Origin of the sequence: Nocardia albiluteola (genome assembly GCF_018860155.1) — a bacterium.
GTDB classification, from domain to species: domain Bacteria; phylum Actinomycetota; class Actinomycetes; order Mycobacteriales; family Mycobacteriaceae; genus Nocardia; species Nocardia albiluteola.
The window spans coordinates 142,614-164,604 of record NZ_JAHKNI010000010.1 but is presented as its reverse complement, the minus strand read 5'-3'; the positions used below and the strand labels follow the sequence as shown (position 1 = coordinate 164,604).

Sequence of the window (21,991 nt, the reverse complement as noted above, 5' to 3'; positions counted from 1 at the left end):
TGTGCGGGGCGCGGATACGGTCGAGTAGCTACCGATGGGGGTCTCCGGATGGAGATGGTGGTTGCCATCGTGGCGCGGGAGGATGAAAATCGTATTTCGACGTTTCGGCCTTCGGGGCCGTTTGCGCGCGGTCGGAGGTGAGTTCAGTGCGTGGCGACCGTGTGCCCGAGCCGCTCGTGACATTCGATGAGGTGTATGCCGATGCGCTGACGCCGCTGGATCGCGCCATGGCCGTGCGCCGCATGGTGTGCACGGTTCCCGAGGCGGCCGGTGTCGACATGGCGTGGGCCGGCGAGCCGGAGGGACCGGACCGCATCGTGCTGCACGATCCGGTCAACAGCGTCAGCAACGTCATCGACGGGCTGATCGTGCCCTCGGGCGTCGGCGTGGGTGGGCGGGTGCTGTACACGCGCCGCCCGCACTGGGCGGGCGACTACCTCGGACGGCCCGAGATCAGCGGCATGTTCACCCTCCAGGCACAGGCCGAGCAGGTGCGCGCGATGGTCGCGGTCCCGATCATGTATCAGGACCGGCTGCTCGGAGTTCTGTACGGCGCCAACCGATACGAGACCGAATTCGGCGATCGCACCATCGCCGCGCTCGAACAGATCGCGCAGCGGACCGCGACCGCGCAGGTCGTGGCCGAGCGGGCGCGCCACGCGGCCGAGGTCGCGATGCACGAGGAGCGCCGGCGGGTGGCCCTCGAACTGCACGACAGCGTGGGCGCGATGCTGTTCACCCTCGGCGCGGGCATCCGCAGGCTGGGGGCCGAGCCGGATCTGGGGCCCGATATCCGGCGGCGGCTCGCCGATATGGAACGGCAGGCGGCCGAAGCGACTGCGGCGCTGCGTGGTTCGCTGCGGGCGCTGAACGCGCCCCCGGAACAGGTGGCCCTGGGCGTGGCGCTGCGCGAGCACTGCACCGCGTTCGCCCGGCGCACCGGCATCGACGCGCGGATGCTCACGCTCACAGAGCTGCCGGTGCTCTCGCCCGCGGCGATCGAGGCGCTGGCCGACACCACGCGCGAGGCGCTGCTCAATGTCGAAAAGCACGCGCACGCACGGTCGGTGGTGATCAGTGTGTTCGCGGCCGGCAGCGGGGTCACGGTCGCGATCTCCGACGACGGGCAGGGCCCGCCCGCCGAACTGGGTGAGCACGACGGCATGGGGCTGGAATCGCTCGGCGACCGCCTGGGCCGAATCGGCGGTCATCTCACCATACTTCGCAACGACGACGGTGGATTCACGCTGCAGGCATGGGTTCTCGCGACGAGCAGGTGAATTACGGCATGAACGAAGAGCAAGTGCGGATACTGGTCGCCGACGACCATCCGGTGGTGACGGACGGTGTCACCCTGGCCGTCCAGGCGACCGCCTGGATGCGGGTGGTGGGAAACGCCCGCACGGGACGCGAAACCATCCAAGCCGCAACGGAATTGCTGCCCGACGTGGTGCTGCTGGACCTGCGGCTGCCGGATATGCTTGCCCCGGAGGTGGTTCGCGCGCTCCTGCGGCTGCCCCACCCGGCCAAGATCATCCTGTTCACCGCGTATCCGGACCACGCGGCAGTCTCCGCCACCCTTGCCGCCGGTGCGCACGGCGCCCTGATCAAGGATGTAGACCGCGCCGATCTGGTCGACGCCATCGGGCGGGTGGTCGCGGGCGAGCGCGTCGTGCACGAGGATCTGGGTACCGACACCCGGATGCTGGTGGATCGCAAGTTGCGCGAACACGGCCTGACGCGAAGGGAATACGAGATTCTGCGCCGGGTCGCGATGGGCGAGACCAATCCGGAGATCGCCGCGGTGCTCGGGCTGACCCGCAACACGGTCAAGACGTATCTGCAACGGGCGCTGGAGAAGCTGGGGGCGCACAATCGGGTCGAGGCCCTCTCACGCGCCAACCAGCTCGGCATCCTGTAGTCAGCGGCGGTGGCGGCTGAGCTGCACGAGTCGGCTGCGGGCCCACATCGGGTAGGCGAACCAGCAGATGACGAACCAGGCGAAGGCCACGACCCCGACGGCCACCGCGAGCCGGACGCTGCACACCACGAACAGCGCGAACAGCAGGCTGGCCACGATCGAGCACATCAGCATCGCCATCCCGGCCAGCACGCAACGGCTCGCGGCGATCGTCGGATTGACCGGCTGATGACGGAATGTCAACTGGCGGTACAGGATCGGCGCGACCAGTAGAGCGATGGAGGTGACGCTGAGCACCAGCATGATCACGTACATCGAGCGCTGTGCCGTGCCGAGCGCTCCGAAGCGACTGGTGAAGCCCAGGCCCAGCTGGAATGCCACCACCGCCTGGCCGACGCCCTGCGCGACCCGGATCTCCTGCAGTATCTCGGAATACGAGCGTTCGGAGTAGTCGGATATCGTTGCGGCGGAATCGATATCGATGATGGAAGCCGATCCCGAGTGCGACGGTTCGGCATGGGGATGCCCTCGCCGCGACGACGTTCCGACCCGTCGCGGTGACCATTGCCTGCTGCTGTACTCGGCGACCATTGTTTCAGTGCCCCTTCGTTTTTCTGGTACTGGAAGGTATGCGGTTCATGAACGGTACGTGACGAGGCCGCACCTATTGTTCACTTACGGTCCACTGTTTCGTCGAGTTCATTGGGCGCGTGCACATCTCGGTCATGCGGGCTGCGCCGCCCGGCGTACATCGGGCAGCAATCGGCGCGCGGTGATCGCCAGGTAGAACGAGAGCTGATCGCGGTGGTCGGAGAACGAGCGACCGGTGAGAGTTTCTATGCGCCGCAGGCGATTCAGGATCGTGTTCCGGTGGCAGAACAGGCGCCTCCCCGCCGCGCGCGCGGAACATCCGGCGTCGTACCACGCGGTCAGGGTGTCCAGCAGCAGCTCTCGTTCGGGGCCGGGCAGGCTCAGCACCTCGTGCAGGGTCCGCGTGACCAGCCTGCCGGCAAGCTCGGGCTTGACCACCACCAGCGCCTCGAGCAGTCGATCGTCGATCCAGGCGACGTCGCGCGGCGCGTCCGGGCAGGTGAGCAGTGCGGTCTCGGCGAAGCGGCAGGCCTGCGAAACCGCGCCGAGCGTCTCGATCGTCCCCGACACTCCGACCCGCCCGCTGGTCGCGGTGCGCAGGATCTCGAGGAAGCCGGGCAGCGTCGAATGTCCCAGTGCCACAATGCCTATCTCGCGATCGCCGCGGGTGCGCCAGGCGGCGGCGTAGCCGTAGACGGAGCAGACGTCCCGCATCCCGCCGAGTGCGTGTGCGGCGCTCAGGTCGAGCAGGCACACCGCGACGACGTAGGGTCCGCCGGTGGGCAACCCCAGCAGTCGGGCCACCTCGGACTCCATCGGCAGCTCCGCGCGGTCGTCCAGCAGGGCGTCCATCACCGCCTGCTGCCGACGTGAATCACGTTGCTGCAGTTCTATTTCGGCCTGGCGATAGCCCTCGACGACGGCCTCGGAATAGCGATCGACCACCTCCATTACGGTGGTTGCCACGTCCAGGAACGCACCGAGATCGGCCGGGCGTCCGCGCGCCAGTGCGAGCATGCGGTCCATCAGGGTCTGTCCGCCGAGCCGGTAGGCATGCAGCACCACCTCGAGCGGCACGGCCTGATGCGCGCGCCGCCGGCCGGTCGAATGCGGTATCGACAGGCCGCCGTCCGCGGCGACGTGGGTACCGGCCAGCGCGGCCAGCATGCCGCCGACGTTGGCCGTCACCGTCTCCCGAAGGTCTTGTGCCAGCACGACTCCGTGCTGCGCGTAGGAGTCCTCCTGGCCGGTGATCGATCGGATGATGTGGGCGGCGACGGCGGGTAGATCGGCGTCGAGTTCCAGGGCTAGCGCGGTGAGCACCGTCGTGGAATCGGCCGACATTTGGGGCAGAGGCGACCAGAGCATCAATTCACGGTAGGGCGCGAATCACGGGTTCGGGTCACCCATTCGGTGACGCGGACGATCAGCCCAGGGCCGCGACCGCCGCCGGGATGGGGGTGTTGCCGGAAATGAGCTCGAAGGTCTGCCCGATTGTTGCGGGTGCGTCGAGCACCGCGAGGAGCACGGCCGCGACATCGGCGCGGGGGATCGCGCCGCGACCGGTCGACTCGGCGATGCGGACCGAGCCGTTGCCGGGATCGTCGGTGAGCACGCCCGGGCGCACGATCGTCCAGTCCAGGTCGGGGCGGGCGCGCACCGCAACGTCCGCGGCGGCCTTGGCGCGCAGGTACGCGGCGAAGACCGGGTCCTGACCGGGCTGTTCGGGGGACGGCGGATTGGCCGCACCCATGGCGGAGATCATCACGTAGCGGCGTACCTCCGCGGCCCGGGCCGCATCGGCGAGCAGAATTGCCGCGTCGCGGTCGACGGTCTCCTTGCGAGCCGCGCCGCTGCCCGGTCCGGCGCCCGCCGCGAACACCACCGCGTCGGCGCCCCGCAGCTGCTCCGCGACCGCCTCGGCGGACGCCGACTCCAGGTCGATCACCAGCGCTTGCGCGCCGACGGCCGTCAGATCCTCCGCCTGGGCGGGATTGCGGATGAGCCCGGCCGCGGAATCACCCCGTGCGGCCAGGAGGTGTTCCAGGATGAGCGCGATCTTGCCGTGCCCGCCCGCGATGACAACACGCATGAAATGTCTCCTTCGGTGGTAGCGATCAGGATGCGAAAATCTGGGAATCGTCCGCGAAAGCCTTGAACTCCAGCGCATTTCCCGCCGGATCGAGCAGGAACATGGTCCACTGCTCCCCGGCCTGCCCCTCGAACCGCACATAGGGCTCGATCACGAATCGCACACCCGCGCCGTGCATCCGGGCGGCGAGATCGTGAAACTCCGGGATCGTCAGGATGAGCCCGAAATGGGGCACCGGGACGTCGTGCCCGTCGACCGGATTCTCGATCCGCTCCGGCCGGGCGGGCGCGAGGTGGGTGACGAACTGATGGCCGTGCAGATTCCAGTCCACCCACGTCTGCGCGCTGCGCCCCTGTGTCAATCCGAGCACCTCACCGTAGAAGTGGCGCGCGGCATCCAGGTCGTCGACCGGCATGGCCAGGTGGAAACGGGGGATCGAGGAGTCGAGAACGGTCATTGTCGTGCCTTCCTTGCTGTGCTCCATCCGAGATGTCCTAATGTTAACATTAGGACAAGATGAGGGAAGGAGCGGCATGAGCCCGGGAACAGCGGAGTCGCGGGGCGCGGTTGCTCCGGCGCGTCGCCGAGGCCTGGCCGACGAGGTGGCCGATCGACTCCGGGACGCGATCTTCGACGGCGGGTATGCACCCGGCGCGCAGCTGCGGGAGGTCGATCTGTCGGCCGCTCTGGGCGTGAGCCGCGGTCCGGTCCGAGAGGCGCTGCTGCGCCTGGAGCACGAGGGCCTGGTCCGTAGCGAATGGCATCGCGGCGCCACCGTGACCACCCTGACCCCCGCGGACATCGCCGAACTGCACAGCCTGCGCGGTGCGCTGGAACAGCTTGCGGTACACCAGGTATGCGCGAACGCCACCGACGGCGATCTCGCGGTGGTCGTGCGTGCGGCCGAGCGCATGGCGGGCGTGCACGACGAGCACACCATGGTTCGCCGCGATATCGCCTTCCACGACGCGGTCTACGCCGCCGCCCGGCACGGGCGACTCGCCCAGGCGTGGCAGGCGATTCGATCCCAGGTGCACCTGTTCCTGCTGACCAGGATCGGTGCCGCCGAGGACGCGTACCTCACACATATGCCCGCGGAGCACCGCGAGCTCGCCGCGGCCCTGCGCGAGCGCGACGCCACGGTGGCGGCCGAGCTCTTCGCCGCCCACCGCCGCCATGCTTTCGACGTACTCACCGGCGGCGGAACGTAACTCGTGCCCCGAGTGCTCAGGACCCGGCCAGGACGCCGATGCCCGGAATGGAGTCCAGGAGCTGGCGCGTGTAGGAATCGGCAGGCGTGCTGAGGATTTCCCCGGCCGGTCCCTGTTCGACCACGCGGCCGCCGCGCATCACCACGACGTCGTGGGCCAGGGCGCGCACGACGGACAGGTCGTGGGAGATGAACAGGTAGCTGACGCCGAGGCGGTCCTGCAGATCGGACAGCAGCGTCAGGATCTGCTTCTGGACCAGGACATCCAGGGCGGAGACGGCCTCGTCGCAGACCACGAGGCGGGGATTCACGGCCAGGGCGCGGGCGATGGCCACGCGTTGGCGCTGACCGCCGGACAGTTCGTTCGGGTAGCGCTGCGCGAGTGTGGTCGCGAGGCCGACCTGATCGAGGAGCTCGTTCACCCGTCCGCGGCGCGCTGTCCGGTCGCCCGCGCCGAAGGCGCGCAACGGTTCCGCGATCAGGCGCTCGACGGTCCACATGGGGTCCAGCGACGAGTACGGGTCCTGGAATACCGGCTGCATGGCGCGTCGCGCCGCCCACAACTGTGCCCCGCGCAGCCCGCCCGTCTCGGCGCCATCGAGGCGGACAGTGCCGGACGTCGCGGCTACCAGGCCCAGCACGATTCGCGCCGTCGTGGTCTTCCCCGAACCCGATTCCCCGACGATCGCGGTGGTGCGGCCGCGGGCGATCGTGAACGAGACGTCGTCGACCGCACGCAGCAGCCCGCCGCGGCCCCGGATCCGGTACTCCTTGGTGAGATGCGAGGCCTCCAGGACCGGAAGTTCCGCGGTGGGTTCGGCTTCGGTGGCATCGGTCTCGGAAACCACCGGTGTGGAATGCGATTCGGGAGCCTTGGCCTGCGGCGCGACGAGTGCCGGAGCGGCGGACACCAGACGGCGCGTGTACTCCTGTTGCGGATCGGTCAGCACCTCGCGCGCCGGACCGGACTCGACGATCCTGCCCTCGGACATGACCACCACCCGGTCCGCCCGCTCGGCCGCCAGCCCGAGGTCGTGGGTCACCAGCAGCAGTGCGGTATCCAGTTCCCCGGTGAGCCTTTCCAGATGATCGAGGATCTGCCGCTGCACGGTCACATCCAGTGCGGAGGTGGGCTCGTCGGCGATGAGCAGCCCAGGGCGGCAGGCCAGGCCGATCGCGATCAGGACGCGCTGGCGCATGCCGCCGGACAACTCGTGGGGATACTGGCGCGCCCGCCGCTCGGGTTCGGGGAGACCGGCCTCACCGAGCAGCTCGATCGCCCGCCGGTCCGCGGCCCGGCCCCCGTACATGCGGTGCGCCACCAGGGTTTCAGATACCTGGCGGCCCACCCGTGACACCGGGTTCAGGTTGGTCATCGGGTCCTGCGGCACCAACCCGATCTCCCGGCCGCGCAGGCGGCGCAGCCGCTTCTCGTCGGCCCGCGCGAGATCCTCACCGCGCCACCGGATGCTGCCGCCGGTCACCCGCGCCGCACCGGGGAGCAGTCCGATGATCGCGTGCGCGAGAGTCGATTTCCCGGCCCCGGACGCGCCGACCACCGCGACTCGCTCGCCCGGAGCAACAGTGAGCTCCGCGACATCCACCGTCGTCGCGCCGCCGTAGGACACCCGAAGATCGCGGATCTCCAGCAGCGGCTCGGACTTGTCGCTCATCGTGCCCCTCAGCGGCTCGTCTTCGGGTCGATCGCATCGCGCAGCGCATCGCCGAAGAGGTTGAATCCCAAGCAGATCAGTAGCAGCGCGACGCCCGGAAACACGCCCGGCCACGGCGTGCGCATCAGGTACTGCTGTGCATCGGACAGCATGATGCCCAGGCTGGGCGCGGGCGGTTTGATGCCCAGTCCCAGGAACGACAGCAGCGCCTCGCCCAGCACCGCCGTCGGCATGATCACGGTGGCCTGCACGATGATCGGCCCGAGCGCGTTGGGCAGGATGTGTTCCCCGAGGATGCGCAGCGGACCGACGTGCATGGTGCGGGCGGCGAGGACGAAATCGGTTTCCCGCAGCCGCAATGTTTCCGCGCGCACGACCCGCATCATCAACGGCACCTGCGCGATGCCCAGCGCGATCGCGGCCTGGGTCAGGCCCGCGCCGTAGATCACGGTCAGCCCCACCGCGATCATCACGAACGGAAAGGCCAGCAGCACATCGACCAGCCGCGACAGCACCGCGTCCAGCCACCGCCAGTAGCCGGCCAGCAGGCCCAGCGGAACGCCGATGACCACCGCGCACAGCACCGACAGCGCGCCCACCTCGAGCGAGGCCCGGGTGCCGTAGAGCAGGCGCGAGAGGATGTCGCGCCCCAGATCGTCGGTGCCCAGGGCATATCCGACGGTGCCCGGCTTCTGGAAGGGAATCGGGAAGTGCACCTCGGCGGGCGGGTAGGGCGCGAGCAGCGGCGCGAAAACACCGGTGACGATGACGATCAGCAGCAGTGCCGCACCGACCATACCCAGCGGATTTCCGCGCACATGGCGCAGCGCGCTACCTCGGCCGCCGGATGAAATGGGTACTGCGACGGTGACTTCGGTGACAGTCTCGCCGCCCCCCTGCGCGTCGGAAACCTCCTCGGCCGCCGTGCCGGACGCGGCACCCGCGTCCTCGCGCTGTGCGTTCGGTGCAGTGCTCATTGCGCCCTCCCGGACACGCGCACCCGCGGATCGATCATCGTGTAGAGCACGTCGACCAGCAGATTTATCAGGATGTAGGACGCGGCGATCACCAGCACGACCGCCTGGATTACCGGATAGTCGCGGCTGAACACCGAATCCAGGGTCAGCTTCCCCAGGCCTGGCAGGCTGAAGATGCGCTCGGTGACCACCACGCCCGCGATGAGGAAACCGAGCTGCATGCCGACGACGGTGGTCACCACGATCAGGCTGTTGCGCAGGCCGTACCGGACGATCACCGCGCCGCGACCGAGCCCCTTCGCCCGCGCGGTGCGCACGAAGTCCGTGGTGAGCGTCTCCACCATGGCCGAGCGCGTCTGCCGCTGGATCACCGCCGCATGCGTGACGCCCAGGATCACCGCGGGCAGGGTCAGGAAGTAGACCCCGCGCAGCGGATGCGCGAGCGGGGATACGTACCCCGAGGCGGGGAACAGATGCAGTCTGACCGAGAGGTACAGCACCGCAAGGATTCCCAGCCAGAAGGTCGGCACCGACAATCCGACCAGCGAGAAGCTGCCCGCGATCCACTCCGGCCAGCGGCCCCGGTACACCGCGGCGACCACGCCCCCGGCGATTCCGATCAGCACCGCCACCAGCAGCGCGTACACCGCCAGCTGCAGCGTGACCGGAAGGGTCGTGCCGATCATGTCGCGCACCGGGATTCCCGTGCGGATGGACCGGCCGAGGTCACCGGTGAGCGCGTGTCCGACGAAGTCGAGGTACTGCACCGGCAACGACTTGTCCAGGCCCAGCTGAGCCCGCACCGCGGCGATCGCCGCCGGATCCGCCTGCTCCCCGGCCATGACGGTGGCGGGGTCGCCGGGCAGCGCGCGCACCGCGAGGAAGACCACGATCGAGACCAGCACGAGGGTCAGTGCGGACTGCCAGAGACGATGAAATACATACCGCAGCAATGGTGTTCAGCTCTTCCCGTCGGAGACGAACGCGGCCTTGCCGAGCCGGACGGTGCCGTCGGCGTACACCTCGATGCCGGTGACGCGGACCGAGTGCACGGTCAGATTCCGCAGACGATACGTGTAGATGTAGGGGTTTTCGCGCGCGACGAGGCGAACGGCCTGCTCGTACAGCGCCCCGCGGCGCGCCACGCTCGTGGTGTGCGCGGCCCAGGCGAGCACGTCGTCGAGATCCGGCGAGCTGAATCCGCTGTAGTTGCCGGTCGATCCGGTCATCAGGAACCGGGAGATGTTGCCGTCCGGGTCGAGCCGGCCCGACCAGCCCAGCAGCAGCGTCTCGTAGGTGCCGCGCTTCTGCGCGTCCAGCAGCGCCGAGTACGGGGTGGGCACGATCCGCAGATCGAAGCCGCCCTGGGCGAGGCTGGCCCGTAACGCCTGGGCGTACTGCAACTGATCCTGAACGTTCATCACCTGCATGGTGATCGGATAGGGGATCTGCACACCGGCCTGGGCCAGGAGGCGTTTCGATTGTTCCGGATCGAACAGCGGGCACGCCGTCGCCGCCTGGGTCGCGTAGGAGGTGCGCGGCGCGATCGGCGTGCAGGCCGGCTCGTACCAGCCCTTGAAAACCTTGTCCACCAGCGCCTGCCGATCGACACTCAGCGACAGCGCAAGGCGGACACGGGCATCGCGGGCCAGCGGGGTATTGATCTGCTCGACCGGCGTTCCGGCGCCGTGCACATCGCCGATATTGATGTAGAACCCCTGGAAACCGAACGAACCCGACCGCAGCAGGTGCAGCGACGGGTCGGCCGCCAGCGCGTCGACGTCCTGCGGCGACATGGTGTCGGCGACCTGGATGGTGCCCGATCGCAGTGCGGCCGCGCGCTCGCCGGCCTGGGTCATGATGCGGTAGACGATCCGGTCCAGGTGCACGTTCTTCGCGTCGTAGTACAGCGGATCGCGCGCGACCGTGATCGACGAGCCCGCCGCCCGGTTGACGAACGCGAACGGGCCGACGCACACGGGATGATCGCCGAAGTCCTTGCCCTCCTTGGCGAGTGCGGTCGGCGACATGATCATCCCGGCCCGGTCGGCGAGGGCCGCGGTGATCGGCGCGAACGGCGTGCCGAACCGGATAACCACCTGGGAGTCGCCGTCGGCGGTGATGCCGGTGATCGGGCCCATCTCCCCGGTGCGCTGCGACCCCGGCATCGTGAGGTGCCGCTCCAGGCTGGTCACGACCGCGGCCGCGTCGAACGGCGTGCCGTCCGCGAAGCGGATGCCCGTGCGCACCGGGATGGTGACCGTCAGTCCGTCGGGGGAGAAGCGCGGCAGGTCCGTCGCCAGCTGCGGCACCAGATTGCCCGAAGAGTCGTTGTCGTAGAGCTTTTCGCAGATCGTGCTCATGACATAGCGGGTGTAGAGCGAGCTGGAGGTGGTCGGGTCGAGCCGGTCCGGATCGTTGGATAGGCCCATCACCAACTCGCCGCCCTGGTGCACGGTCTGCGAGCCCACCGGCGTGCCGTAGTCGTCGATGTGCACGACGGGCGCGGCCACGGGCCGCACGGGTGCGCAGGATGCCAGGGCACAGGCGATCAGGCCCAGCACGAACGTCCGGAAGAGTCTGTCACGCATGGGCACTCAGGCCCTCCGGTTCGTGCGGAAGGCGGCCCGGCCCAGCCGCACGACGCCGTCCGGGAACACCTGGATGCCCGTCACCTGCCTGGACTGCACCGTCAGCAGGCGTTCGCGGTAGGTGTAGACGTACGGGTTGTCCTGCTGCAACGCTTGCACGGCCTGCCCGTAGAGGTCGGCGCGGGTGGCGGTGTCGGTGCTCTGCGAGGCCCGCGCCAGCAGATCGTCGACCGCAGGGGAGCTGTAACCCGTGTAGTTGGAACTCGCCCCGGTCCGGTTGAACAGCGTGATGTTCGCGTCCGGGTCGATCCGTCCGGACCAGCCGATCAGCAGAGCCTGGAAGGTGCCGCGCTTCTGCACGTTCAGCAGGGTGGAGTATTCGGTCGGCTCGATGGCCAGCTGGAAGCCGCCCGCGGCGACATTGGCCTGCAACGCCTGCGCGTAGCGGAGCTGGTCCTGAGTGTCCGTCACCTGCAGGGTGATCCGGTACGGGATCTTCACTCCGGCGGCGGCGAGCAATTGCCGCGAGCGCTGGGGATCATAGGTGGGGCAGGTGATTCCGGCGGGCGTGGCGAACGCGGTCTGCGGCACGATCGGTGAGCACGCGGGTTCGAACCAGTTGTCGAATACCGTATTCACCAGGGTGTTTCGATCGATGCTCAGCGACAGTGCCTCGCGTACACGGGGATCCTTCGCGAGCGGGGTGTCGAGCTGTTCGGTGGGCTTGCCGACGCCGTGCACGTTGGCGATATTGACGAACAGTCCCCGGAAGTTCAGCCCGCGCGTCTGCAGCAGGTGCAGCGACGGATCCTTGGCCAGCGCGTCGACGTCCTGTGGCGAGATCGTGTCGGCGACCTGGATGTCGCCCGAACGCAGGTTGGCCGCGCGAATATTGGCGTCGGGCATGATCCGGTAGGTGATGGTGTCCAGGTGCACGTCCTGGGCGTCGTAGTACAGCGGGTCCCGTGCGACGACGATCTCGGTCTGCGGCACCCGCTTGACGAACTTGAACGCCCCCACGCACACCGGATGATCCGCGAAGTGCGTGTCCTCCTTGTCCAGGGCGGCCGGTGACATGATCATCCCGGCCCGGTCGGCCAGGGCGGCGGCGAACGGCGAGAACGGCTCGGTGAAGTGCACGACAACCGTTGCCGCGCCGTCGGTATCGATCGATGCGATGGGCCCCATCTCGCTCTTGCGCTGCGAGGTCTTCAGGGTCAGGTGCCGCAGCAGGCTGGTCCGGACCGCGTCGGCGTCGAACGGCGTGCCGTCGGCGAAGCGGATGCCGGTGCGCACCGGAATGGTGACCGTCAGCCCGTCGGGTGAGAAGCTCGGCAGCGCGGTTGCCAACTGCGGCACCAGATTTCCCGCGGCGTCGTTGTCGTAGAGCTTCTCGCAGATCGAGTTCATGACGTAGCGGGTGTAGAGCGAGCTGGAGGTGGTCGGGTCGAGCCGGTCGGGCTCGTTCGACAGCCCCATCACCAGATCGCCACCGGCGCGCACCGACTGCGCGCCCACCTGGGCCCCGAAATCGTCCGCGTGCGTTGCGGTTCGCGCCGGATACTGCAGCGGCGCGCAGGCGGCCAAAGCCACCGCGACGACGCCGAGGCACAGCATCCGCCGCCACGATCGTCGGGGGCCGGCCGGGCCGCCGGAGGTCTTCGCGTCACAGTGCGCGGACAAGATCCCTGATCCTCTCGATCGCGGAAATGGACAGGTCGGGGGATTTGTGTACGGTGACGAAGCCGGCGGCGGCGAGGTCGCTCACGATCACCTTGGCGACACCGACCGGAACACGCAGCGCGGCACCGATTTCCGCGATGGAACATCGGCGCTGGCACAGCCGCACGACGGCGAGCTGTTCGAGCTGCAGCGGGGCGGACAGCGCCGAGCGGGGCGCGTGCACCAGCGTCTCGATGCGCAGCCCGTCGATGACCGGCGTGGTGCGCCCCCCGGTGACGACGAAGGCGCGCAGGAATTCCTCATCGCCCTCGTCGTCGTGCTCGTCCGGGGAGTCGTGCGGCGGCGTCGAGTGGGGTAGCGGGGGATCGAGGTCTCTCATCTCGGATTCCCCTGAGCGACAGGCTCGCTCGCCGTGCCGGACGCGGATTCCGCGGTGGCGCCGTTGGACACCCAATCGGTGGCCGAATACGGCACCAGCCCGTCGTTGGCGACCTTGGCCTGCACGAGGGCGGGCTGCTGACCGTTTCCGGCGGCGAGCAGATTCTGGGGCAACCTCAGCCGCGCGACGACGCCGCCGTCCGGCGAGGAGGTCAGCTCCACCTCGATGCCGAGCCGCCGGCCGAGCCGGCCGACCACGTAGTGCCCGAGGTAGCGGGTCGGCGCGACGATGAAGTCCTGTTCGCCGCGCAGCTTCGCATTCGCCTGGGCCAGTTGCGCTTCGGGCATGCCGACGCCGTGATCGACCACGGCCAGGACGTATCCGTGCGCCACCAGGCGGCCGTAGACCTCGACGTCCATGTCGGGCGGGGAGAAGGCGATCCCGTTCTCGATCAGCTCAGCGAGTATGTGCGCGAGCTCGCTGGCCACCGCACCGCTGACGAGTACGTCGTCGACCCGGCGCAGCACCACCCGCCGGTAGTCGTCCACCTCCGACATGCCCGCGCGGATGACGGTGGTCAGCGGCAGCGGATTCGACAACCGGCGCGGGCTGCCCTCACCGACGAGGATGAGCAGGCTCTCGGCGTTGCGGCGCATACGGGTCGCCAGATGGTCGAGCTGGAACAGGTTGGAGAGGCCCTTCGGGTCGAGTTCCTGACGCTCGAGCTGGCTGAGCAGCCCGAGCTGGCGGCGCACCAGGTTCTGATTGCGCCGGGCCAGGTTGGACATCGACTCGGTGGTGTTGCGCCGCAGCAGCGCCTGCTGCGAGGCGAGTTCGAAGGCGGTGCTCTGGACGCGGTCCAATGCGCCCGCGACGGCGGCGATCTCGGTGCTGGTCCCGTCCGGGATGCGCACCGGTCCCGGTGCGTCGGGCTGGTGGTCCTCCTCGGCCCGCGACCAGGCGTCGATGGCCTCGGGCAGGCGTCGCGACGCCACGTCGTCGGCCTCGCCGGCCAGCTTCGCCAGCGGCCGGACGATCGCGCGCTGGGACAGCACCACCAGCACGACCATGGCGATGATCGCGAGCAGCGCGGCGACCAGGAACACCGTCAGCTTGGTCAGGGCCGAGGCACGCAGCTCGTCGGCGCGGGCCTGCACCTCGCCGCCCACCGACTGTTGCGCGGCGCGCTGTTCGTCGATGACCTTGCTGATGCGCATCCACCAGGTCGCCGGGTCCACCGGGCGGACCAGGAGCCCGTCGCCCGATGCGAGGGCGACGCTCTCGGCCTGCTCCACCGCAGCCTCGTCTCCGCCCTGCATCACCGCGTCCAGATCGCCCTGCCAGGCGGGTGTCGAGTAGCTCGAGAATGCTTGCAGTGCAGCCTGTTTGGTGGCACGGATCTCCGTGAACTGGCCGTACTCGCCGCCGGAGAAGCGGCCGACGGTGAAGACGCCGTTGAGGAATCCGCGCTCGGCGTCGAACTGCGACTTGGCCGCGCCCAGCGAGTAGAACGCCTGCAGTCCGCGCTGGATCTGCTGGTCCTGGGCCAGGTCCAGGCCGAGGGTCGGGCGATCGAGCGCATCGACCGCGTCGGTGTAGAACTGGGACGCGACCGGCCTGCTCATCCGGTGCGTGTCGATTTGGGTCCGAGTGTCCGCGAGCTGATCCAGACGGCTCAGTGCGGCGCGCACCTGGTCGGCGCCGGGCACATTCGAGTCCGCGGCCGCCCGGACGGCGCCGAGCGTCGCATCGACCGCGTGGCGCTGGGTGAGCAGCTGCTGCTTCAGCTGATCGTCACCGCCGAGCAGGCCGTTGCTGAGGCCGGATTCCCGCTGCACCTGGTCGGTCAGGTCCTGCACGTGCTGGGCGAGCGATACGGCCTGCCTGGTGTTCTCGGACTCGCGGAAGTTCGTGATCTCGTTGAGGGTGGTGATCGTCAGCAGGGCGATCGTGAGGATCAGGGCGACAGCCAGGATCCGGGTGAGCTGACCGCCGATCGTGCGCGGCCGCAGCACCATGCCCATCCTGCTCGGTGCGGCGGGTGCGGCGGGGCCCGATCCGGACTGCGAATCCGTATCGTGCCCGGGCGTATCCCGTCGTAGAGGTAGGCGCAACTGCTACTCCTTGCGAAACCCGTGACCGTTCGATGTGGAGTCCACGAGAGCCCGTGAGGAAAATCTCACATGTGCCGCCGGGTCGCAACTCGAGAGCCGGTTTATGCCAATGGGTTCGGGGGTACAGTCGTTGCCCGCCTCGATGCTCGGCGGTTGCCGGACGAGTTTGTACGCGCGGATTCGGCCGGTGCGCTAGGCGCGCAGGGCGACCCTGGCTCCCGCGGCCTCGAGCCGGATCTTGGCGGCGTCGGCGGCATCGCGGTCCAGACGCTCCAGGATCGGGGTGGGCGCGGACTCGACGAGGTCCTTCGCCTCCTTCAGGCCCAGTCCGGTGACGACCTCCCGGACCGCCTTGATCACCTGAATCTTCTTGTCCCCGAACGATTCCAGGATCACATCGAACTCGGTCGGCTCCTCCGGTGCGTCCAAGGGGACGGCGGTCTGGGGCCCTTGCACGAGGGCGACGGGGGCTGCGGCGGTGACGCCGAATTCCTTCTCGAACGCGCTCACGAACTCCGAAAGTTCCAGCAGCGTCATACCTTTGAAAACATCGAGCAATTCGTCGATGGTCATTTTCGCCATGATGTACCCCTTGAAACGCCCCGGGCGATACATCCATGATAGGTAGCCGGAACGGCTGCGGGGAAGGCGTTTTCGAGATCAGCGCGCGGCGGCGCGCCGGGCGGCGGTGTTCACCCGGCCCAGCACGGTGTGCAGCTGCTCGAGATCCTCGAGGGTGACCCCGAGCCGTTCGACGACCGCCGGAGGAATCTGCTCGGCCCGCGCGCGCAGGGCCCGGCCGGCGGCGGTGAGATCGATGACAAGCGCGCGCTCGTTGCGCGCGTCGCGGCGGCGGGTGATGTAGCCGGCGGATTCGAGCCGCTTGAGCAGTGGCGACAGGGTCGGCGAATCGAGCTGCACCAGTTCGCCGATGTCCTTGACCGAGAGCGGCGCCTCGGCCCACAGCGCCAGCATCACCAGATACTGCGGGTGGGTCAGGCCCATCGGCTCGAGCAGCGGACGATAGACACTCAGCACCGCACGGTTCGCCAGCGCCAGCGCGAAGCAGACCTGCCGGTCCAGGCGCAGCGGATCGTCGATGTCGGACGTCATGGGCCGCCTCTCCGGAGTCACGCAGTGTGCGAACAGTTCGCGCGCTAATCGTAGGAGCGCGGTCAGTGTCGTGCAACCAAGCTCACAGTTCGCCACCGACGTATCCACTGTATCCGATGCCCGAAAGCTGGCATTCTTGTGTTAATAGTTAGTGCACGAACTACGGTGCTCGAAGGAGAGACGATGAGCGCGGAGACACCGAGCCCGATGCAGCGGCTGCGCTATATCTACGGCGCGACGCTGCCGTCGTCGATGAACCAGTGGGTGCTCGAGGACCTGACCGGGCGCGGTGCCGCCCGGCGCTACCTGTTGCGGATCCTGGTGCCGCTGCTGGTGGTGCTGAGCCTGTTCCTGCTGGTGCCGGGTCCGTTGTGGATGGGTGCGGCGATGGCGGCGCTGATCTTCCTGCCGCTGGCGTTCTTCTCGATCGCGCTGACCTACGTCTACCGCCGCTATCGCCTGGCCCGGCAGGGCCTGGACCCGGCGCTGGTCGATGCGACCCGCCGCGATCGCGCCGCATCCGAGCGAGAGGCCTACGAGCGCAGTCACGGCCGTGGCTGAGAACCGCACTGGGTCCGCCCTCCTCGCGGGCACTCAGGTGAGAGGATCGCAGTTATGGGTGAGCGAACGATCGATACGGACGGAGATCTGCGGTTCGTCTCGACTACCGAACAACTCGATGCGCTGCCGCTGATGTCGGTGATCATGGCCGCCAAACCCTCTCGCGCGGTCTACCAGAAATGGCTCGCCCAGCGTGGCGGCCCGCCGACCTGGGTGCGCACGATGAGCAGTGATCGCTACACCTCCGAGGAGCTCAGCGTGGGTCCCTTCCCGCTGTCGGCGCCGCGGCAGTTCCGGTTCGTCGTGCTGTACGACCCGGCGGTCGACGGCCACCCCAACGACTGGGAATGGGTGCGCGAATAACCGAGTGCCGCAGTGGCAGTCGGCGCGAAGACCCTGGAACGGTGGGCTGTACCGGCACAGTGACAGGTGTTAAGTTCCTCGCTGCCGGGTGAGCAGCCGTGCTCGCCCCGGCGGGTGCAGGAGGGGCAGTGCGTAGAGCGTCGATGCTGGTGATCGTGTGTGTGGCGATGGTGGCCGGATGGTCCGGAGGTCCGGCGGCGGCCGCGTCGCCGGTCGATGAATATGTCGCCCTGGGCGATTCGTGGGCCGCCGATGCGACGTTGAGCCAGGTGAGCGGCGAGTACGTCCCGCGCGGCTGCGTGCAGAGCGCCCACGACTATGCCAAACAGGTGGCGGCCGCGCTGCGGGTGGCGACCTTCCGGGACGCCACCTGTGGCGGCGCGGAAACCCGCGACATGACCGGCACTCAGGACGCCCCGCTCGGTGGAGCAAACCCTCCGCAGTTCGATCGGCTGACTCCCGCAACCGATCTGGTGACGCTCGAGATCGGCGGCAACGATGCGGGATTGGCCGCCGCCGTACAGGACTGCCTGACACCGAATCCGGCGGTCTCACCGTGCCAGGCCCAGTGGGTGCCCGGCGGGGTCGACCGGATGTCGGCCCGGATCGCCGCGGCAGCGCCCAGGGTGCGCGCGACGATCGCGGGCATCCGGGCGCGATCGCCGCACGCGCGGATCCTGTTGGTGGACTATCTCGAGGGCATCGACGTCACCGGCGGTTGCTTCCCGATCATTCCGATCTCGCCCGTCGATGCCGCCTGGCTCGGCCGCAAGCTGATCGAGCTGGATGCGATGCTGGCCGGGGTCGCGGCCGACACGGGCGTGCAGTTCGTGAACACCTACCGCGACAGCGTCGGCCACGATGCCTGCCGGCTGCCGGGCGTCCGCTGGGTCGAGGGGCTGATCCCGTTCTCGGTTAGTCCGCTCGGCCCGGCGGTGCCGTTCCATCCCAATCAGCTCGGCGCCGACCAGCAGGCGCGCAGCGTGCTGGCCGCGCTGGGCCGGTAGCGGACCCGGCCGCGCCGAGCCGTGGCGGGCGGCACCGTCACGGACGGAATGCGCGGGCCGTGCCGGGACGTTCCACTCAGGAGCAGACCCGATCCCGAAAGGTAGCCTCGCATGCCCCTGGCCCTGTCCATCCTCGATCTCGCCTCGATCGCACCGGGTCAGACGGCGCGTGACAGCCTCGCCAACAGTGTCGATCTGGCCCGGGCGGCCGAGCGCAGCGGGTATCGGCGGGTCTGGTACGCCGAGCACCACAACATGGGCACGATCGCCTCCAGCGCGACCAGTGTGCTCATCGGGTATGTCGCCGCGCACACCGACAGCATCCGGCTCGGTTCGGGCGGGATCATGCTGCCCAACCATTCACCGCTGGTGATCGCCGAGCAGTTCGGCACCCTCGAGACGCTGTTCCCCGACCGGATCGACCTGGGCCTGGGCCGGGCGCCGGGCAGCGACCAGAAGACCATGCTGGCGCTGCGACGTGACCACGCCTCCGCGGACTCGTTCCCGCAGGATGTGCTCGAGCTGCAGGGATATCTGTCGGGGAACTCACGGATCCCGGGCGTGCGGGCGGTTCCGCGGGCGGAAGGCGTTGTGCCGCTGTACATCCTGGGGTCCTCGCTGTTCGGCGCCCAGCTGGCCGCCCAGCTCGGCCTGCCGTATGCGTTCGCCTCCCATTTCGCGCCGGAGCTGTTGCATCGGGCGATCGAGGCGTACCGCGAGAGCTTCCGGCCCTCGGAGCAGCTGGACGAGCCGTATGTGATGGCCGCGGTCAACGTCTTCGCGGCCGACACCTACGAGGGGGCCGCGCAGCAGCGGGCGGTCGCCTACCGCAACCGGGCCCGGGCCTTCATCCGGCGCGGCGCCGCCGACGTCGAGTTCAGCGACGAGGAGATCGACGCGTTCCTGGTCTCGCCCCAGGGGGCGCACCTGGCCTCCATGACCAAGTACACGGCCGTCGGTCTCGGCGAGGACGTGCGTGAGTACCTGACCGATTTCGCCGGCGCGATCGGCGCGGACGAGCTGATCCTGGCCCACCACGCCGTCGAGATCTCCGAGCGCATCCGATCGGTGGAGCTCACCGGCGCGGCCGTGGCCGCCGCGGCCGCGCGGTAGTCAGCTCACGTACGACAGCACCGTCATCATGCCGGCCTCGCCGTGATATGCGTTGTGGCAGTGCAGCATCCACTGCCCGGGATTGACGGTGTCGAGGTCCGCGACAACGGTCCGCATGGGCCCGACGACGGCGGTGTCCTTGCGCGGTCCGGTGCCGCCCGGTAGCGCCAGCGCAAAGGTGTGGCCGTGCAGGTGCATCGGATGGAACATCATCGAGGAGTTCACGAAGCGCAGCCGGATGCGTTGTCCCGCGGTCACATCCACCGGGACGTGGTGGTCGTAGGTCTTGCCGTTGATCGTCCAGATGTACTTCGTCTTGTCCGAACCCAGTGTCAGGTCGAGGGTTTCGGCGGGCTTGCGCTCGGGGAGCCGGACCGAATCCGCGGCGGTGAGCCGGTCCGCGGTCAGCGGGGCGACGGCGAGCTCGTGCGGTCGCACATCGGCCGGGGGCGGTGTGCCGCCGCCGGTGCGGATGAGCGCGAAGCCCTGCCCGGACTTGCCCTCCGCGGCGGCGACGAGGGGGAAGACGCCGTCGCCGAGTTCCACTATCGCGTCGTAACGTTCGCCCATGCCGATCAGCACGCTGTCGGTGTCGACGGGCACGACCGGGAAGCCGTCGGTGTGGGTGACGCGCATCCGATGGCCGCCGACCGCGACGCGGAAGGCGGTATCGGCGCCCGCGTTGATGATTCGCAGCCGGATGCGCTGGCCCGCACGCGCGGCGATGGTCTGTGGATCGGCGCCGATCCGGCCGTTGATCAGGTAGTACGGGTAGTCCTTGACGTCCCCGGCGTCGGAGCCGAGCGGGGCGTTCGGATCCGCGGGCATCGACATCGCGCCGGTGCCCATCCTCATGCCGCCCATCGATCCGCCGGACATGTCCATTCCTGCCATGCCTTTGGCTCGCAGCGCGCTCAGCTCCCGGTCGGGATCGCGGCCGTTGATGCCGTCGAGCCAATCATCGAGTACCACAACGGCTTCCAGGTCGTAGTCCGAGCCGTCCGCGGGATCCTCGACGATCAGCGGCGCGTAGAGCCCGCGATCGAGCTGGACGCCGACGTGGGAGTGGAACCAGTAGGTGCCCGCGTCCGGCACGGTGAATTCGTAGTCGAAGCGGCCGCCGGGAGCGATCGCGGGCCCGGTGAGGTCGGGGACGCCGTCCATATCGTTGCGCAGCGCGATGCCGTGCCAGTGTGCGGTCGTGGGCGCGGGCAGGGCGTTGGTGACCCGGGCGCGCAGCACCTCGCCGCGGCGCACGCGAATCTCCCGTCCGGGCAGTTGCCCGTCGAAAACCCAGGTGGCGGCCTGGACGCCGCCGAGGTCGACGGTCGCGGGCTCGGCCCGCAACGCGACCTCACGCACGGCCGCGCCGGGCGCTCGGCGGGCCCGCTCGGCCGCGGCGACCGCGGGCGAATCGGGTAGCACGGGACTACGCCCGGACGATCCGGTCGAGCACGCGGCGAGGGTGAGCGCCGCACCGGCGCCGAGGCCGAGGAATCCGCGGCGGGACAGCGGGAAATGATCCACCATGGTGGCCAGCCTAGTCGCGATCCGCCCGGATTCACGTAATTACCCCCGTGGGGTATCACACATTTTCGGTGCCGTGAGCAGCAGTTTGCCGATCGACCGCCAGTTGATAGCGCGCGATGAGGGTGCGAAGCGCCGCCACGAGCTCGGGTGAATCCTCGACCTCGAAATCGGCGTCGAGCAGGCCGAGATAGAGGGCGAGCATCTGGGCGTGGTCCGAACCGGGTTCGAACGCACAGCGGTCCGGGCCGAGGTCCTGCACCTCCATGGGGATCGGCAGGCGGCCGCGGACGTACTCGGCGGGTGCGTGCACGATGATCCGGGCTCGATAGCGCCAGGTGGCCTGGCCGATGGCCTGGCGCAGCCGCGTGGTGATCTCCCGGTCTGGCGGTAACTTCCGAGGTGTGAACCGCGGACCGGTGGGCGTGCGTGGCTGGATCCGGTCGACCCGGAAGGTACGCCAGTCGCCGCGGTCGGTGTCCCAGGCGAACAGATACCAGCGTTGCCGATCGTTGACGAGGCGATACGGCTCGACGATGCGCCGGCTCTCGGATCCGGAGTGGGCCTGGTAGTCGAAGCGCAGTGTCTCGCGGTCGCGGCAGGCCGCGGCGATGGCCGTGAGCGTGTTCGGGTCCGCGAGCGGGCCGCGCACGGGCATCGCCAGCACGTGCGAGCGGAATCCGTTGACGCGGTGGCGAAGTCGCGAGGGCAAAATCTGTTCCAGTTTGGTCAGCGCCCGGACCGAGGCCTCCTCGATGCCCGCGATCGATGTCGTTGCGGCGGTGCGCAATCCGACCGCCACCGCGACCGCCTCCGCATCGTCCAGCAGTAGCGGCGGCAGCGCGCTGCCCACGCCGAGCCGGTAGCCGCCGTCGACGCCGGGACGGGCGTCGACCGGATACCCGAGCTCGCGCAGCCGGTCGATGTCGTTGCGGATGGTGCGGGTAGTGACCTCGAGCCGGTCCGCCAGCTCGCGGCCGGTCCAGTAGGGCCGTGCCTGCAGCAGGGACAGCAGGCGCAGGAGTCGAGCGGAGGTTTCCAGCATTTCTCGAGATTATCTCCGATTGCGGAAAGAA

The 21,991-nt window shown here is 68.9% G+C and carries 21 protein-coding genes and 2 pseudogenes; 7 read left to right on the top strand and 16 right to left on the bottom strand.

From position 1 onward, the window contains the following. The first annotated feature begins 146 nt into the window (after positions 1–146). Both KO481_RS27815 and KO481_RS27810 read left to right on the top strand, forming a co-directional pair. Entirely contained in the window at positions 147–1,280 is a 1,134-nt protein-coding gene (locus KO481_RS27815; protein WP_215921366.1) for a GAF domain-containing sensor histidine kinase, read from the top strand. Further along, on the top strand, positions 1,256–1,921 hold the full coding sequence (locus KO481_RS27810) for a response regulator (RefSeq protein ID WP_245401621.1): 666 nt from the start codon (positions 1,256–1,258) through the stop codon (positions 1,919–1,921). Before KO481_RS27815 ends, KO481_RS27810 begins: the two co-directional genes overlap by 25 nt. Here KO481_RS27810 and KO481_RS27805 read toward each other — a convergent pair whose 3' ends face one another. The 4 genes from KO481_RS27805 to KO481_RS27790 form a co-directional block, all read right to left on the bottom strand. After that, the gene (locus tag KO481_RS27805) at positions 1,922–2,512 is read right to left on the bottom strand and encodes a DUF6328 family protein (protein WP_215921364.1); all 591 of its coding nucleotides are present in this window, start codon (positions 2,510–2,512) and stop codon (positions 1,922–1,924) included. Between the two features lie 132 nt (positions 2,513–2,644). Then, on the bottom strand, positions 2,645–3,880 hold the full coding sequence (locus KO481_RS27800; protein ID WP_215921362.1) for a PucR family transcriptional regulator: 1,236 nt from the start codon (positions 3,878–3,880) through the stop codon (positions 2,645–2,647). A gap of 58 nt (positions 3,881–3,938) precedes the next feature. Beyond that, a complete protein-coding gene (locus KO481_RS27795; protein ID WP_215921360.1) occupies positions 3,939–4,604 on the bottom strand; it encodes an NAD(P)H-binding protein in 666 nt (221 codons plus the stop codon). 25 nt (positions 4,605–4,629) lie between these two features. Further along, complete coding sequence (locus KO481_RS27790; protein ID WP_215921358.1) at positions 4,630–5,061, bottom strand: VOC family protein; 432 nt, start codon at positions 5,059–5,061, stop codon at positions 4,630–4,632. Between the two features lie 76 nt (positions 5,062–5,137). Here KO481_RS27790 and KO481_RS27785 point away from each other — a divergent pair, with 76 nt between their 5' ends. Then, positions 5,138–5,815, top strand: coding sequence for a GntR family transcriptional regulator (locus tag KO481_RS27785; protein ID WP_215921356.1), 678 nt, complete (start codon positions 5,138–5,140; stop codon positions 5,813–5,815). Positions 5,816–5,831: 16 nt separating this feature from the next. Here KO481_RS27785 and KO481_RS45030 read toward each other — a convergent pair. From KO481_RS45030 to KO481_RS27740, 10 genes and pseudogenes are all read right to left on the bottom strand, one after another. Then, positions 5,832–6,737 (bottom strand): annotated as a pseudogene (locus tag KO481_RS45030) (ATP-binding cassette domain-containing protein); the annotation flags it as partial. Positions 6,738–6,749: 12 nt separating this feature from the next. Next, positions 6,750–7,388: pseudogene (locus tag KO481_RS45025) on the bottom strand (ABC transporter ATP-binding protein); the annotation flags it as partial. A gap of 107 nt (positions 7,389–7,495) precedes the next feature. Further along, a complete protein-coding gene (locus tag KO481_RS27775; protein ID WP_215921352.1) occupies positions 7,496–8,464 on the bottom strand; it encodes an ABC transporter permease in 969 nt (322 codons plus the stop codon). Next, positions 8,461–9,417, bottom strand: a complete 957-nt coding sequence (locus KO481_RS27770; protein WP_215921350.1) for an ABC transporter permease — start codon at positions 9,415–9,417, stop codon at positions 8,461–8,463. The genes KO481_RS27775 and KO481_RS27770 overlap by 4 nt, the downstream gene beginning before the upstream one ends. Positions 9,418–9,423: 6 nt before the next feature. Continuing rightward, the gene (locus tag KO481_RS27765) at positions 9,424–11,055 is read right to left on the bottom strand and encodes an ABC transporter substrate-binding protein (protein WP_215921348.1); all 1,632 of its coding nucleotides are present in this window, start codon (positions 11,053–11,055) and stop codon (positions 9,424–9,426) included. 6 nt (positions 11,056–11,061) lie between these two features. Then, on the bottom strand, positions 11,062–12,738 hold the full coding sequence (locus KO481_RS27760; protein WP_245401620.1) for an ABC transporter substrate-binding protein: 1,677 nt from the start codon (positions 12,736–12,738) through the stop codon (positions 11,062–11,064). Then, the gene (locus KO481_RS27755) at positions 12,722–13,117 is read right to left on the bottom strand and encodes a DUF742 domain-containing protein (protein WP_215921347.1); all 396 of its coding nucleotides are present in this window, start codon (positions 13,115–13,117) and stop codon (positions 12,722–12,724) included. The genes KO481_RS27760 and KO481_RS27755 overlap by 17 nt, the downstream gene beginning before the upstream one ends. Next, positions 13,114–15,231, bottom strand: coding sequence for a sensor histidine kinase (locus tag KO481_RS27750; protein WP_215921345.1), 2,118 nt, complete (start codon positions 15,229–15,231; stop codon positions 13,114–13,116). Before KO481_RS27750 ends, KO481_RS27755 begins: the two co-directional genes overlap by 4 nt. 192 nt (positions 15,232–15,423) lie before the next feature. Further along, entirely contained in the window at positions 15,424–15,813 is a 390-nt protein-coding gene (gene rplL, locus KO481_RS27745; protein ID WP_215921343.1) for a 50S ribosomal protein L7/L12, read from the bottom strand. A gap of 78 nt (positions 15,814–15,891) precedes the next feature. Next, the gene (locus tag KO481_RS27740; protein WP_215921341.1) at positions 15,892–16,344 is read right to left on the bottom strand and encodes a MarR family winged helix-turn-helix transcriptional regulator; all 453 of its coding nucleotides are present in this window, start codon (positions 16,342–16,344) and stop codon (positions 15,892–15,894) included. A gap of 183 nt (positions 16,345–16,527) precedes the next feature. Between KO481_RS27740 and KO481_RS27735 the strand changes: the two genes are divergently transcribed. From KO481_RS27735 to KO481_RS27720, 4 genes are all read left to right on the top strand, one after another. Beyond that, positions 16,528–16,905 (top strand): DUF5313 family protein, encoded by a 378-nt coding sequence (locus KO481_RS27735; protein ID WP_215921339.1) that lies wholly within the window; start codon positions 16,528–16,530, stop codon positions 16,903–16,905. A 54-nt stretch (positions 16,906–16,959) separates the two neighbouring features. Next, positions 16,960–17,268 (top strand): hypothetical protein, encoded by a 309-nt coding sequence (locus tag KO481_RS27730; protein ID WP_215921338.1) that lies wholly within the window; start codon positions 16,960–16,962, stop codon positions 17,266–17,268. 128 nt (positions 17,269–17,396) lie between these two features. Continuing rightward, positions 17,397–18,275 (top strand): SGNH/GDSL hydrolase family protein, encoded by an 879-nt coding sequence (locus tag KO481_RS27725; protein WP_215921336.1) that lies wholly within the window; start codon positions 17,397–17,399, stop codon positions 18,273–18,275. A 111-nt stretch (positions 18,276–18,386) separates the two neighbouring features. Beyond that, complete coding sequence (locus KO481_RS27720) at positions 18,387–19,388, top strand: LLM class flavin-dependent oxidoreductase (RefSeq protein ID WP_215921334.1); 1,002 nt, start codon at positions 18,387–18,389, stop codon at positions 19,386–19,388. Here the strand turns inward: KO481_RS27720 and KO481_RS27715 are convergent, their stop codons facing one another. Next, on the bottom strand, positions 19,389–20,918 hold the full coding sequence (locus KO481_RS27715) for a multicopper oxidase family protein (protein WP_215921332.1): 1,530 nt from the start codon (positions 20,916–20,918) through the stop codon (positions 19,389–19,391). 55 nt (positions 20,919–20,973) lie between these two features. Beyond that, a complete protein-coding gene (locus KO481_RS27710) occupies positions 20,974–21,960 on the bottom strand; it encodes a helix-turn-helix transcriptional regulator (RefSeq protein ID WP_215921330.1) in 987 nt (328 codons plus the stop codon). Between the last annotated feature and the right edge of the window lie 31 nt (positions 21,961–21,991).

Bases quoted from the DNA above. Each gene is read 5' to 3' on its own strand.
- KO481_RS27755 (WP_215921347.1), bottom strand. From the start codon at position 13,117: ATGAGAGACCTCGATCCCCCGCTACCCCACTCGACGCCGCCGCACGAC.
- KO481_RS27715 (WP_215921332.1), bottom strand. From the start codon at position 20,918: ATGGTGGATCATTTCCCGCTGTCCCGCCGCGGATTCCTCGGCCTCGGC.
- KO481_RS27720 (WP_215921334.1), top strand. From the start codon at position 18,387: ATGCCCCTGGCCCTGTCCATCCTCGATCTCGCCTCGATCGCACCGGGT.
- rplL (WP_215921343.1), bottom strand. From the start codon at position 15,813: ATGGCGAAAATGACCATCGACGAATTGCTCGATGTTTTCAAAGGTATG.
- KO481_RS27795 (WP_215921360.1), bottom strand. From the start codon at position 4,604: ATGCGTGTTGTCATCGCGGGCGGGCACGGCAAGATCGCGCTCATCCTG.
- KO481_RS27800 (WP_215921362.1), bottom strand. From the start codon at position 3,880: ATGCTCTGGTCGCCTCTGCCCCAAATGTCGGCCGATTCCACGACGGTG.
- KO481_RS27810 (WP_245401621.1), top strand. From the start codon at position 1,256: ATGGGTTCTCGCGACGAGCAGGTGAATTACGGCATGAACGAAGAGCAA.
- KO481_RS27785 (WP_215921356.1), top strand. From the start codon at position 5,138: ATGAGCCCGGGAACAGCGGAGTCGCGGGGCGCGGTTGCTCCGGCGCGT.
- KO481_RS27735 (WP_215921339.1), top strand. From the start codon at position 16,528: ATGAGCGCGGAGACACCGAGCCCGATGCAGCGGCTGCGCTATATCTAC.
- KO481_RS27790 (WP_215921358.1), bottom strand. From the start codon at position 5,061: ATGACCGTTCTCGACTCCTCGATCCCCCGTTTCCACCTGGCCATGCCG.
- KO481_RS27710 (WP_215921330.1), bottom strand. From the start codon at position 21,960: ATGCTGGAAACCTCCGCTCGACTCCTGCGCCTGCTGTCCCTGCTGCAG.
- KO481_RS27805 (WP_215921364.1), bottom strand. From the start codon at position 2,512: ATGGTCGCCGAGTACAGCAGCAGGCAATGGTCACCGCGACGGGTCGGA.
- KO481_RS27765 (WP_215921348.1), bottom strand. From the start codon at position 11,055: ATGCGTGACAGACTCTTCCGGACGTTCGTGCTGGGCCTGATCGCCTGT.
- KO481_RS27740 (WP_215921341.1), bottom strand. From the start codon at position 16,344: ATGACGTCCGACATCGACGATCCGCTGCGCCTGGACCGGCAGGTCTGC.
- KO481_RS27730 (WP_215921338.1), top strand. From the start codon at position 16,960: ATGGGTGAGCGAACGATCGATACGGACGGAGATCTGCGGTTCGTCTCG.
- KO481_RS27775 (WP_215921352.1), bottom strand. From the start codon at position 8,464: ATGAGCACTGCACCGAACGCACAGCGCGAGGACGCGGGTGCCGCGTCC.